Below are 13,236 nucleotides of genomic sequence, written 5' to 3'. Positions count from 1 at the left end.
GGGTCAAGCGGAGAGGATATTCCATCGCACTGCGGATTGCGAGCCGGGCGAAGCAATCCAGCGTTTCCAAAACCGCGGGGCACGCGTCCTATTTGCCGATCGATTCCATCACCGCGCGCCAGATCTGGTCCTTGAACTCGGTCGCGGCGGGGCTCGGGATCTGTGCGACGGCGCCGTGGTTCTTGCTGCAGGCTTCGACCAGCCGCAGCACCCAGATTTCGCCGTCGGTGTAATAGAGGTCGCCGCCGCCATTATGCCCGTTGAAGGTCGGGCCGATGCCGGTGACCTGGTATTTCGCGGTGACCATGCCGGCGGACTCGAGGTCGGCGACGAGCAGGGCGCGTTCGGCGTCGAGATCGGGTGCGATGTGATGGGTCACCGCGCCGGTGTAGTGGCTGATGCCGACGCCGCGGTCGAGCGTCGCAGCGCCCAGCCACACCGGGCGCTTCTCCTGGCCCTGGTCTAGCACCCTCCAGAACCGGACATGGTTGCGGCGATCCGCGCTCGATCCGACCGGGCGCTCGAAGGCGAGGTCTTCGCGGCGGCCGAGATAGAACAGATTGCTCACCGGCGCATCCCTGTAGGGCCGATCGAGCAGCACGGAACCCACGATTTCGATCGAGGATTTCAGCGTCACCGGATCGGCCGGAAACCAGCCGGCCTCGTGCATCGCGCAGACGACGTCCCTGACGTCGCCGATCAGCCCGACATTCATCGGGTCGCCGGGAATTCCCTGCGCGGTGCGGGTCACCATCGGCAAATTGGCGAGGCCCTTCTGATGCTCGTGATGCGTCCACAGCGCCGGCAGCACCAGATAGGCCGCGATCAAATAGGTGGCGAGCACGAACAGCAGCAGCTGCAGATAGCGCAGGCGCTTGCGACGGCGCGGCGCAAGCAGGTTGATCTCGAGATCGGTCATGCCGTGGTCCTTCACCTCTCCCGCTTGCGGGGGAGGTCGGATTGCATCGAAGATGCAATCCGGGTGGGGGCTGTCTCCACGCGATGAGTATCGCTCGTGGCAAGACCCCCACCCCAGCCCTCCCCCGCAAGCGGGAGAGGGTGCGCACTGCCAATGCGGTTGCGTTCGAGTCTCATTCTGTCGAAGTCGAGCCTCAGTCAGCGCCCTAACGCCGCGTCTCGCGGCAGCCGGCGGCCTCGGCTTCCTCGACCGAGCAGAACCAGCGCGTGCCCTTGGAGATCTTCATCTCGATCTTGGCGTACCAGCGGCTGCTCGGCTGGTGGAAGATGCACTCGCCGGAACGGTTGACGTTGCCCTTGATGGTGCAGTCGGGCGAGGGCGCGACCGGACCGGAAGCGGAGGCGAGCAGGATCGAGTGTGCACTCTCCGGCACTTTCGCGGCGCCGAGCACGGGGGTCTTCTTGTTGCGCACGCGCCAGTCCCACGGCGCAATGAACGCGCCCTGCCACATTCCGGCCTTGGCCTCGCGCGCCTCCTTCTCATCCGGCTCGTAGTCACGCGAGATGCGGGTGAAGGCCAGCGCCCAGCCATTGCTGACCATCCACTTCTGGATGTCCTCGCCATCGACCTCGCAGCGCGCGATGGTGCGGCCGCGGCGATCGACCGTGCGGGCATGGCAGGTCCAGCTCTTGTTGCCGGCATGCTTGATCAGCTCGTCGCGCGCGGCGACGCCGCAGGTCCAGCGCTCGCCCTTGGTATTGAGGCAGAGCTGGTCGGTCGACGGCGCGTCGATGCCGCCGAGCCGAATCTTGACGCTGCCGATCATGAGCTGGTCGCCGTCGCGGATCTTCGGCACGCCGGTGATGTCGGCGGCGACCGCCAGCGTCGGCAGCGACAGCAACAGGCCAGCAGTGAGCAGCGTCTTCAGCATCGGCGTTTCCCGGCCAGGTTCTTGGCGTTCAGTGCCCAACGATTGTGCGGGCAATTGGGCAACCGTGCCAGTGCTGTCGTGTTTCCGCCAGTCTCAACTTCGCGTCATCCGATTATGAATGAGCCATCCGCTTCCTCGCCAGCGCCAGCGCCATCAGCACGAACGCTGACGTCACCTCCGGCCCGCCGACCAGTATCCGTGTCGGCGTCTTCATCTTGTTCCATTCATAGGCCTTGTAGGGTCCCTTTCTGCCACCCTCGCCGAGGCCCTGCACGATGCAGTGCAGCGCCGGCGTGAAGCTCGCGACCTCGGCGCCAAGATGCGCCAGCGCCATCAGCGCCAGCGCGGCATCGAACGGGTTCATCTCATGGGTGATCAGCTCGCCCTGGACATAGCCGAGCACGCGGGCGCGGATCAGCGCGAACACGTTGCCGGGATCGATCACGCGCTGCGCCGCCAGCGGCAGCGCGATGAACGCGGCATAGCAGCGGCCGAAATAGGCCGAGTAGAGCTCGGGCAGATAATAGATGTGCGAGCGCGGATTCCTGAACGCGCCGCTTTCGACCAACCTCTCCTGGAAGGCGATGATGCGATGCACCGTCTCCAGCCGCTGCGGCGTCTCGATGATCTGCCAACGGGCAAGGTTGCGGAACGAGACCTCGAGGATGTCGAGGTTCAGCGTCGGGTCGAGGTCGTTGCCATAGGGCCGCTCGCCCCTAAGGTTGTCGATCCAGGTGACGACGCCGCCCTCATAGTCGATGTTGTCGTTCAGCGGCACGGTGACGACAGGCTCGTTGGCGCCCGATCGCACCTGGTAGCCGCGGTAGAAATCCACGAGCGGCTGCGCGAGGATCGGATCGTCGCAGCCGGCTTGCGTGGCGGCCGAGAACGCGCACGCCGTGGTGTCGCAGTCGGGCACGTAGACGCCGAAGCCGAGGTCCTGCTTGATCTGGGCAAAGAAGCGCGAGAAGCGCGGATGCCGGCCCGGTGCCAGCGCGGTGATGACGCGCACGTTCGAGCCGTCATGCGATGGCACCTCCTCGGCGCTGGTCTTCAGGCAGAAGTCCACCATCTCGGCGATCGCGCGCCGCGCCGCGCCGGCTTCATCCGGCGACGCCAGCCCGGTCTCGACAAAGCTGAGCAGCGCTTCGGTGAAGAATGCGTCGTAATAGGCCGATCGGTGGCGGATCTGCACCGGCTCCCACATCGGCTCGGCGATGCCGCGCCATGGCGGGTTGATCAGCGCGCGCGCCGGCGAATGCGCGATGAAGATCCGCGCCAGGCTGAACAGCAAGGTCGAGTTCTTGTAGCCGCGCGCGTTCAGCCCGGTCAGCGCCATCAGCATCTCGCGTCCGCCGATGTCGGCATCGCCGATCAGGTTGAACGCGGCGTAGGTCGGGATGAAGCCGTTTGTCGCGAACGATCCGAGCAGATGCGCAGCCGTCCTGCGGATCGCGCGATCGATCTCGGCGATCGCAGGCGGGCGTGCCGGCGCGGCGGCGGCCGGCGGGGCAGGGTGGCGCACGGCGATGCCGTCCATCAGGGCAGCGACCGGGGCGCCGATCGCGGCCCAGTCCGGCGCCACGGCGTCGCGAGCCTGCGTGAGCGCCGCGCGCAGCCCGGCGAGGCGGTCGGGGTCCTGCAGCGCGGGCAGCCCGGTGCGGCGGAGCAGCGCGCGCAGCGGCGGATTGCCGAGCGCCGTCCGGTAGAACTTTCCGAGATGGGGATCGCCGCCGCGATAGGCCTGCAATACGGGGTCGCAAACGTCGTAAAGCGACGGGCCGTCCTTCCTGACGGCCAGCGACCGGCACACGGCTCCGGCGATCTCGTGAAGGCTCATGAATCCCTTTCCCGCGGAACCGGTTAACGCCGGCGTCCCCGACGGTGTTTCCTCCGGTTCTCCCCCAAACTCGCAAGCCTTTGGAAAGCTACATGAATCCATACAGAACACAAATGTGACGGAGATCACGTAACGGGATTTTAACGGCGTCAATGGCCTGTGCCGGGCGGCAGGGTGCGGCAAACCGGGTTGCCCCGGCCGCCCGTCCGGGTTAAGGGAGTGTTTGTTGCGGCGCCGCAAATTGAGCTCAATTCAACGGCACAGACACCTCAACCCCATTACACCTGATCGTCACTGACGCGACTAACTGGCGCGATTTCGCTCGAACGCCATCGGGATAAAGATTGGGACTAGGAACGCTATGAACCTTAGGCAGCTTCAACTTTCCCGGCGCAGCATCGCCGTCTGTGTGGCGGTGGCCGGCACGGTGTCGCTGGCGATCGGCGCCCATGCCGCGCTCAACAAGCGCATGTTCGAGTCGCCCAAGGGCGCCGTCGCCGCCGGCACCACCGGCAGCATCCCGTCCGGTGCCTCCCGCCTCGCACTGATCATCGGCAACGGCCATTACCCGGACGCATCGGCGCCGCTGGCCCAGCCGATCAACGATGCCCGCACCTTGTCGTCCGCGCTGCGCCACGAGGGCTTTGACGTCGACGTGGTCGAGGATGCCACCAAGGACGACATGTTCCGCGCGGTCGAGCGCATGAAAGCCAAGATCCGCCCCGACACCGTCGTGATGCTGTTCTTCGGCGGCTATGGTGTGCAGGTCGGCCGCGAGAGCTACATGATCCCGGTCGATGCCACGATCTGGAAGGAAGCCGACGTCAGGCGCACCGGCGTCAGCGTCGAGTCCGTGCTCGATGCGATGAAGGAGCGCGGCGCCAAAGCAAAACTCGTGGTGCTCGATGCGTCGCGCCGCAATCCCTATGAACGCCGCTTCCGCGCCTTCTCGCACGGCCTCGCGCCGATCAGCCCGCCGGAGAACACCATCGTGCTGACCTCGGCGACGCCGGGCAAGGTCGCCGACGACGGCAAGGGCGCCAACAGCGTGCTGGTCTCGGAGCTGATCAACAACCTCAACGCCCAGGCCGGCGCAGAGACCGCCTTCAACAAGACCCGCGTCGCGATCTCGCGCGCGAGCGAAGGCGAGCAGGTGCCGAGCGTGTCGTCCTCGCTCCTGGAAGACATCAAGCTCGGCGGCTGAGGTCGGGCTCTTTCCCCACGTCGTCCCGGCGAAAGCCGGGACCCATAACCACAGGGCTGCGTTGTTGAAGCGCGCTGAGGCCACAGCGCTTCAAGACAATTCACATTGGTGGTTATGGGTCCCGGGTCGCGCTTCGCTTGCCCGGGACGACACCGTTTATCCGGTGCCCACTCACTTCGCGTCGGCGCTGGCGCCCACCGGCCGCACCGGATCGCCCTCGCGCAGCAGCGCGCCGGCGCGGGCGACGACGATGTCGCCTTCCTGGATGCCGTCGCGGATCTCGACCTGGCCGGCCGACATCAACCCGGTCTCGACCCGCCGCGTCTCGACGCGGCCGCCGCGCACCACCTGCACCACGGTGCCGGCGGTGGAATAGAGGATCGCGGTCAGCGGCACGGCGACGCCGCAGCTCTGCCCGGTCTTGATCTGGGCGCGGCCGGACGAATTCACCAGCAGCCGCTGGTTCGAGCCGATCGCCACCAACACCTGGCCGAGCTGGCTGTTCGGCTCGATGGTCGGCGCGATCAACCGCACCTTGCCATCCATCTCGCCGGCGCCTGATATCTTCAGCCGCGCGGTCTGCTCGGTCTTCAGCTTGGCGATGTCGCGGGTCGGCACCATGCCGACCAGGTCGTATTCGCTCTTGGCGATGATCGAGAACAGCGCGTCCTTGCCCGAGGCCGGCGCGCCGACGATCGCCGTTGAGCCCGAGATCGTGCCCGCCACCGGCGCCGTGAGGTTGATCGCGTTCGTGCCGTCGGTCAGCCGCGCCAGCACCTGGCCCGCGGTGACGGTGTCGCCGGGATCGGCCTTCACCTCCGCAACCTTCAAGCCGAAGCGATCCGGCCGCACCTGCTGCTCGTCGCGCGGCAGCACGATACCCGAGACCTCGACAATATTGCCGAAGCAGTATTTCGAGGCCTTCAGCACCGTCACCGCCGCGCCCTTCGGCAACGTGTCGGCTTCGCCCGCGGCGGATGCGGGAGCGGCCGCTAGCAGAAGCAGCGCGGAGGCGGCCACCACCGAAGCGCGCAGTCCGTAGGATGGGTAGAGCGATGTGTCCGTCGTAGCTCGAAGAGCGAAGACGGAAGCGAAACCCATCCACTGCTTGAGGCACGAAATCATCGGCAAACTATTCCCAAAATGAGGGCCTCCTGAATACCAGATGCGGCGCTGGCGAACCAGCCGGCTGCGCCGCATCGGCCTTCTCCTGCGCCCTCTTCTGTGTGAGATGGGTCAAATCAGAATCGGGGCCGCATATTCGCTGTCGTCCTGGCGCAGGCCAGGACCCATTGCCCCGAATGGTGGTTGCGGCGCGTGGCTGGGGCCACGATCCCTCTCGGCACGAATAGCGGTGATTATGGGTCCCGGCTTTCGCCAGGACGACGTGGGGAGAGAGTGCCGCTTACTCCGCCGCCGCCGCCACGCGCGGCAGTCCGTCAGCGCACGATGCGCTTGACGCGTCGTGTGGGCGTTGGCTTGGCGGCTGTCGGTGTTTCGATCTGCGCCGCGGCATCGGCATCGGCATCGCGGGCTTCGCGCAGCGCGCGCAGGCGCTCCATGTTCCGGCGCACGGCGATTGCCTCGCGCTCGACATCGGCCATGGCGCGGGCGCCCTCTTCGGCCGCAAGCCGCTGGCGTTCGGCGCGCGCCCGGCTTTCGGGGGTGGGAGCAGGCGACGTTCGGGTGGCCATGGTCATCCTTGCTTCAAATACGCCAAGGCCCGCCCAACCTGTGCAGATCGAGCGGGCCTGGCAGTCACTCCAGTACATCCGTGGAATGACGCTGCGGCATGATTGCTGCGACAAGCGCGGAGCGCTGATGCGAACATCATGCGCGAATGCGAACTCAGGCCAGCTGAAGATTCTCGGCGCTGGTCTTGCCACGCATCTTGTCGGTCTTCAGCTCGAACGACACCTTCTGGCCTTCGGCGAGGCCCGACAGACCGGCGCGCTCGACGGCGCTGATGTGAACGAACACATCCTTGCTGCCGTCATCCGGCTGAATGAAACCAAAGCCCTTCTGGCCGTTGAACCACTTCACAGTACCTGTTGCCATGTCTCTTCTCCAAAGCAGACGTTTCGCGTGATGGACGCGTCACCAATTCAACTGGCGATGTCTTTGGAGGAAGGCCGATGGGACCATTCAACAAGGCGCAACGGCTAATCGAACGGCGGTAATATATACCCGTTTGGCGCGAAAACAAGGCGGGCACGGGAGCGGTTCCGTGACGCGCCTCACTCCGCCGCCGCTTCCGCTGACGGCTCGCCTTTCCAGCTGAGGATCTCCGCCGCCAGGATCGGGTGGTTGAAGCCCTTCACCACGAGGTCGTCGATGGCGCGGCCTTCGACGAAAGCCTCGACCATGCCGTAGACGCGGCGGCTCACCACGATCTGGCCCGCCTTGGCTTCGCCGCACAGGCGGGAGGCGAGGTTGGTGACGCTGCCGATCGCGGCATATTCCAGCCGCTGCTCGAAGCCGACCTGGCCGAGCGTGGCATAGCCGAGCGCGATGCCGATGCCGAACCCCAGACTATGCCCGCGGTTGCGCCATTTCTCGGTCAGCGGGCCGACGGTGTCGCGCATCTCCACCGCCATCCGCACGGCGCGCGCGGTGTGGTCGGCGAGCTGGATCGGCGCGTTGAACAGGATCATCACGCCGTCACCGGCATATTTGTCGAGCGTGCCCTCATATTTGAAGATCAGCTGGCCGAGCGCCGCGTGATATTCGCGCAGCACGTTCATGGCCTCTTCCGGCTCGGTCGCCTCGGTGAAGGCCGTAAAGCCGCGCAGATCGCAGAACACCACCGTGACTTCGCGGCGGTGGCTCTCGAGCAGGCCCTCGGGATTGTCCGACGAGGCGATCAGCTGCGCCACCTGCGGCGCCAGGAAACGCTCGAGCTTGCGGATGCGCTCGATCTCGCCGAGCTGGGTCTCGACCCGGGCCTCCAGCGACTTGTTCCAGTCGGTGAGCTGCTCGGTCTGCTGCTTGAGCTTGTCGGCCTGCTCGCGCACAGTGGAATTGGCTGCTTCCAGCGCGTGGCTCTTCTGGTCGACCTCGGTGAACAGCCGCGCGTTGCGCATCGCCAGCACCGCCTGGTGCGCGAAGGTCTTCATCAGGCCGATCAGGCCCGCGGGGAAATCGCCGGCCGCCTTGCGCAGCACCACCAGCGCGCCGAGCACGCCCTGCTGATCGACCAGCGGCACCACAAGCACCGAGTGGAAGCCGGCGCCGACCACGACATCGCGCAGCGGGTGCTCGGGCTGGGATTCTTGTTTTGACGCGTTTTCTTCACGCGAACCGGTATCCACTTCGCTCGAAAACGCTCTGGTAGCGAGATCCGGGAACGCTAGCGGCTCGCCCTTCGCGGCGGCCTCGCCGAGCGGACTGTTATCAGCGTCGATCGCGCGATGATGGCCTTCGGCCTCGCTGTCGATGCCGATCGATTGCGTCAGAGTGAATGCGCGTTGCGCGGCGTCATAGCCATAGATCAGCACGGCGTCGGCATGGGTGATCTCGAGCGCGCGGGCGGCGACCGTCGGCAGCACGGCGTTGAGGTCGAGCGAGGAGGCCACCGCTCGGCCAACCTCCTCCAGCACCTTCAGCTCGTTGATCGATTGCGCGAGGTCGCGGGTGCGCTCCTGCACCTTGGCCTCGAGGCCGGAGTAGGTCTCGGCCAGCTGCCCGGCCATGCTGTTGAATTGCTCGGCGAGCTCCTCCAGCTCATCCGCGGTCTTCACTTTGATGCGGTGGCCGAAGTCGCCGGCGCCGAGACGCCGCGCGCCGGTACGCAATGCCGTGATCGGCACCAGCATGCGCCGCGCCAGAATCGTGCCGGCGATGATCGCGACCACGAGGCCGAGCGCGATCAGGAGCGCGATGCGCACCAGCTGGTCGCGGATCGGTGACAGCGCCTGCGACGTCGGCTGCTCATAGAACACGTGCCAGCCGAGGTTCGGCGCCGATGTCGCTGTCGTCAGCACCGCATTGCCGTCGACGTCCTTGCCGGAGGCGATCGGCCGGCCGTCCGCGGACAGCACTGCGGCGACCTGCGGCAGCGCGGCGAGGTCCTTGCCGACCTCGGGGCCCTTCGACGAACTCGCCAGCACGCGGCCCTTGGCGTCGACGACATAAGCATAGGCCGTGCGGCCGACCTGGGAATCGCCGAAATAGTCGTTGAGGAAACGCAGGTCGATCTCGGCGACGGTGACGCCGGCATTGAAGCCGGAATGTTGCTCACCGATCGACATATACGGCCGTTCGTCGCGGAAATACGCCGGCGCGTAGGCGGTGCCGCGCTGGACCGCCTCGGTGAAGCGCAGGTCGCGGGAGAGGTCGGTGTTGGAGTTCACCGTGACGGTCTGGCGCGACAGCCGCAGCACCTCGCGGCCCTGGCCGTTGATCAGCGTGAGCTGGCTCACCGCCGGCACCTGGCCGAGCAGCTGGGCATAGTCGGCGCGGCGCAGCTCGAGCGTGTTGGAGGAGGCGCGGGTCACCCAGGAGATCTGGCGTTCGAGATCGGAGATCGACTGTTCGATGTGCTTGGCGGTGGCGTCCGCCTTCTCGCTCATCGCGTCCGTCAGCGTGCTCTTGATGCCGCGGTAGCTGATCCAGGTCTCGAGCGCGCCGTTGACCGCCAGCACGAACACGACGAGGCCGACCAGCGCGAGCACGTATTTGGCGAACAGGCCGCCGCGCAGGAACCAGTTCTTGCCCTTGTCCGTAGCCCCGTTCATCCAGCCTCGTCCGTCCCCTCCAATCCATCGGGTGCGCCGCTGTATCCTGCGCTGTTTAGCACGGATCGGCAGGGCGGGGCGGCTCGTCGGGCCCCATGGTTAGCCGTGGATAGGAGGTTTTGAGTTGGAAGGGGAGCCGTCAGCGGAAGCGCAGTAGGCGGCATACTCCATCCACGTCGTCCTGGCGAAAGCCAGGACCCATAACCACCGTCATCCATGATGAGCGGGATCGCGGCCCCTGCGCGGCGCCATAGCCACCATTCGGGGTAATGGGTCCTGGCGTTCGCCAGGACGACAGCGAGTATGCGGGAATATCAGCGATTGAACAGCTGCCGCAGCACGTCGTTCATCGCCGGGTTGTCGCGCCGCTCGGCGGTGTCGGCCGGCGGAGGATTGGGCGGCGGTGGCGCGGCGGCCTGTGGTGCGTCCGGGGTGGGCTGGGCGAGGCTGCGGCTCGGGCGTGCGGCGTTGCCTTGATTGAGGGTGGAGAGGCCTTGCTGCAGCAGGTTCCCGATGGTGTCGCCGAGCTGCCCGCCGAGCGGATTGCCCTGGCCGGCGCCGCCCGGAGCCTGGCCGGTGCCGGGCTGCGCGCCGTTTCCACCGGCCTGCGCGCCGTTCAGGAGGTTGGTGAGCCCGTTGAGGCCCTGGCTGATCCCCTGCTGGCTCAGCGCCTGGCCATTCGCGCCGAACAGTCCCTTGCCCATCTCCTTGAGCTTGGCATAGGCGGCCTGGGGATTGTCGAGGATGCCCTGCATCTCCGGATAGATCCGCGGGCTGACCCAGGGCCCCTCGACCATCACGGGGATGCCGAGGCCGACCGGATTGCCGGCGCGGCCCTGGCCCTCGGTGGTCATCACCAGCTGCGGCTCGACCCGGAACCCGAGCTGGCGGGTGTTGAGGTCGACGGTGCCGACCCCGCTCATCTTCACCAGCGGCCCGATCAAATTGAGGTCGGTGGTCACCGCCTGACCCTTGTCGAGCTTGAACGAGGCCGAGAGCTGGCTGAGATCGGTCGAAAGCGCCTCACCCTGCTGCCAGCCCGACAATGTGCCGGTGGTGAGGTTGCGGATCATCTGCGCGACGTTGAGGCCGAGGATCTTGCCGTCCTGGAAAACGACGAAGGCGGTGCCGCCGAGATTGCCGACGATGGCGCGCTCGCTCGTGCCCTGCGAGGTCAGCGCGACCTTGGCCTGCATCCTGCCGTCGAGCTTGTCGAACTCGGCGAGGCTCTTCAGCACCGGCAGCGCCCGCACGCCGGCGAGGTCGAGCCGCAGCGTGTAGGTCGGAGTTGTGCTCCTCGCGTCGATCGTGACGTCGCCGTTGGCGGTGCCCTCATAGGCGCCGAGATTGGCGAGCTTGGCCTTCAGCACGCCGCTGTCGACCGACGCCTCGATCGCAGCCTGCGCGAAGCGGCCGTCGCCGATCACGAGCTCTGCCGCCGAGATGCGCGCTTGCGCGTCGACATAATTGAGCCCAGCGAGATCGATCGACGCGTTGCTCCAGCTGTTGGTGCCCGGCGGCTGCGTTGCGCCGGGCTGATCCGGCGGCATCGCAATCGAGATGCGCTGGAAATCGAGATCGAGCTTCACCAGCGGCTTGTTGCTGGCGAAATCGACCGAGGCCCAGCCGGTGAAGCCGCCATCGCCGAGCGTGCCGGACACGCCGTTGAACATCAACACCGTGCCGTTCAGCCGCGCTTCCGCGTTCGCCTTGATCGCCGCGGGCAACAGGCCGGGCGCATCGATGGTGAATTCGGCCGGCACGTTCTGGCGTTCCAGCGGCGCTTGCGGCGCGGTCGCGCGGATCTCGAATTTCAGCTGGCTGTCGCCCGTGCGCGCGTCACCGGTGACGACGATCTTGCGGTCAGCGCCGATCGAGATGTCCGCCTTGAGTGCCTCGATCCGGTTCTCGACCCGGTCGCGCACATTGGAGAACACGATGGTGCCGCCGGTGATGCCGACATGCCGGATCGTGATGTTGCCACCATTGGACGCGGACGACTTCGCCGGCGGATTGTGGTCACGGGTGCGCTCGCGCTGCAACGGCAGATTGACCACCGGCTTCTCTATCACGAGGTCGGTGATCTCGGGCCGGCCCGACCACAGGCTCGACAGCGTCATTTCAGCTGCGACGCGGCTTGCTGCGAACCGGTCGTCGGCCTCGCGCTCCCGCGGGCCCTGCAACACGACATCGCTGAGGGTCAGATTGACCGCCGGCCAGAGGCTAATCCTGACGCCGCCATTGATGCTGAGCTGGTAGCCGGTCTCACGCTCGACCCGCTCCGTGATGGCGGACGTCACGAAGGACGACGGAATCCCGACCGCGGCGACCAGGGCGACGATCGCGATCACGGCGACGATGGCGGCCCCGGCGAATTTCAGTGCTTTCATGTCGTCGTTCCAGGCCGCGCAAGCAGGGTTCCGCCGCGGCGAGACACGGCCGATCGCGCGAGATTACCCCGCAAACCGGACCTCGCTGCAATGGTCGGAAAAATAATCCGTTACCAGCATGAACTTATGTGACCTCTCACACACTCTTATGAGGGTGATTTTTGCTAACCGGGCGTCAGGGGACCGCTCGGATGGATTTGGAAGGCAATACAATGAGCAAACAGGCCGAATTTGCGGTCATTCTGAAGATGAACCCGATGTTCGCCGATCTCGGTGCGGACGAGTTGCAGCGGCTTGCGGGCCTCTGCCACACCCGGCAGCTCGCCACCGGCGAGGTGCTGTTCCAGAAAGGCGATCCCGGCGATGCCCTGTTCGGGGTCCGCCGCGGCCAGATAAGGATCGAAACCGGCGCCTCCGATGGCGCCCGGCTCACACTGAACTTCATGGGATCCGGCGATCTGTTCGGCGAAGTCGCCGTCCTCGACGGCCAGGATCGCACCGCGGATGCCACCGCGGGCGAGCCCACTGAATTGTTCGTGTTGCGGCGGGAGGATTTCCTCGGCTTCCTCGAGCGCGAGCCGAAGGTCGCGGTCAGGCTGATCGCGTTGCTGTGCCAGCGCATCCGCTGGCAGAGCGAGCGGATGGAGGAATCGGTGCTGCAGCCGTTGCCGGTCCGTCTCGCACGCCGGCTCTGCGCGCTGGCCGAGGATTTCGGTTCCGAGGTGCACATCTCGCAGGAACAACTCGGCATCTTCGTCGGCGCTGCGCGCGAGAGCGTCAACCGGCAGCTGCAGACCTGGCGCAAGGACGGCATCGTCGACCTGCAACGCGGCCGGATCATGCTGCACAACATGACCAAGCTGACGGCGGTCGCGCGCAACGATTAGAAACGTTTTCGAGCGAAGCGAGCAATGGCTTCGCGCAACGAACGCGACGAACGGGAAGCCAGGCGGATCGCATGCAACGCGTGCGCGAGGATTTGATTCTCTCGCGCGCTCTGCCTGCGAATGTTGTCGCAGTCCTGCCTAAAAGACGTGCTTGCATGATTTGGCCGCTATCGCTTTCATTGCGGTGCCGGTCCTTGGGGTGACACCCAGCCTTGCTGGCCTCACGCCATCCACCTGCAAACCCCTGCGGTCTCTTTCCCGTTGACCGCAGGGGTTTTGCGTTTCGCGACCACGTGACGCGAATTCGCCGACCTCAATGCCATTCAAGG

The 13,236-nt window shown here is 66.2% G+C and carries 10 protein-coding genes; 2 read left to right on the top strand and 8 right to left on the bottom strand.

What is annotated here, in order from left to right:
* Nucleotides 1–88: 88 nt before the first annotated feature.
* The 3 genes from JQ507_31795 to JQ507_31785 form a co-directional block, all read right to left on the bottom strand.
* Complete coding sequence (locus tag JQ507_31795; protein QRI69396.1) at nt 89–919, bottom strand: LssY C-terminal domain-containing protein; 831 nt, start codon at nt 917–919, stop codon at nt 89–91.
* Between the two features lie 205 nt (nt 920–1,124).
* The gene (locus JQ507_31790; GenBank protein QRI69395.1) at nt 1,125–1,850 is read right to left on the bottom strand and encodes a thermonuclease family protein; all 726 of its coding nucleotides are present in this window, start codon (nt 1,848–1,850) and stop codon (nt 1,125–1,127) included.
* 112 nt (nt 1,851–1,962) lie between these two features.
* On the bottom strand, nt 1,963–3,690 hold the full coding sequence (locus JQ507_31785) for a hypothetical protein (GenBank protein ID QRI69394.1): 1,728 nt from the start codon (nt 3,688–3,690) through the stop codon (nt 1,963–1,965).
* Between the two features lie 361 nt (nt 3,691–4,051).
* On the opposite strand from JQ507_31785, the gene JQ507_31780 reads away from it, so the two are divergent.
* Nucleotides 4,052–4,894 (top strand): caspase family protein, encoded by an 843-nt coding sequence (locus JQ507_31780; protein ID QRI69393.1) that lies wholly within the window; start codon nt 4,052–4,054, stop codon nt 4,892–4,894.
* Nucleotides 4,895–5,065: 171 nt separating this feature from the next.
* Here the strand turns inward: JQ507_31780 and JQ507_31775 are convergent, their stop codons facing one another.
* From JQ507_31775 to JQ507_31755, 5 genes are all read right to left on the bottom strand, one after another.
* Nucleotides 5,066–5,995, bottom strand: a complete 930-nt coding sequence (locus JQ507_31775; protein ID QRI69392.1) for an HlyD family efflux transporter periplasmic adaptor subunit — start codon at nt 5,993–5,995, stop codon at nt 5,066–5,068.
* A gap of 338 nt (nt 5,996–6,333) precedes the next feature.
* Nucleotides 6,334–6,588, bottom strand: a complete 255-nt coding sequence (locus JQ507_31770; GenBank protein QRI73600.1) for a hypothetical protein — start codon at nt 6,586–6,588, stop codon at nt 6,334–6,336.
* A 154-nt stretch (nt 6,589–6,742) separates the two neighbouring features.
* Nucleotides 6,743–6,952, bottom strand: a complete 210-nt coding sequence (locus tag JQ507_31765; protein QRI69391.1) for a cold-shock protein — start codon at nt 6,950–6,952, stop codon at nt 6,743–6,745.
* 179 nt (nt 6,953–7,131) lie between these two features.
* Nucleotides 7,132–9,630 (bottom strand): HAMP domain-containing protein, encoded by a 2,499-nt coding sequence (locus tag JQ507_31760; protein ID QRI69390.1) that lies wholly within the window; start codon nt 9,628–9,630, stop codon nt 7,132–7,134.
* Nucleotides 9,631–9,944: 314 nt separating this feature from the next.
* On the bottom strand, nt 9,945–12,020 hold the full coding sequence (locus JQ507_31755) for an AsmA family protein (protein ID QRI69389.1): 2,076 nt from the start codon (nt 12,018–12,020) through the stop codon (nt 9,945–9,947).
* A 212-nt stretch (nt 12,021–12,232) separates the two neighbouring features.
* Between JQ507_31755 and JQ507_31750 the strand changes: the two genes are divergently transcribed.
* Nucleotides 12,233–12,907 carry a Crp/Fnr family transcriptional regulator gene (locus tag JQ507_31750; GenBank protein ID QRI69388.1) on the top strand — a complete coding sequence of 225 codons (675 nt, stop codon included), beginning with the start codon at nt 12,233–12,235 and terminating at the stop codon, nt 12,905–12,907.
* The last annotated feature ends 329 nt before the right edge of the window (nt 12,908–13,236 follow it).

The organism is Bradyrhizobium sp. PSBB068, from assembly GCA_016839165.1.
Classification (GTDB): domain Bacteria; phylum Pseudomonadota; class Alphaproteobacteria; order Rhizobiales; family Xanthobacteraceae; genus Bradyrhizobium.
This window is presented reverse-complemented; position numbering and strand designations above follow the sequence as displayed.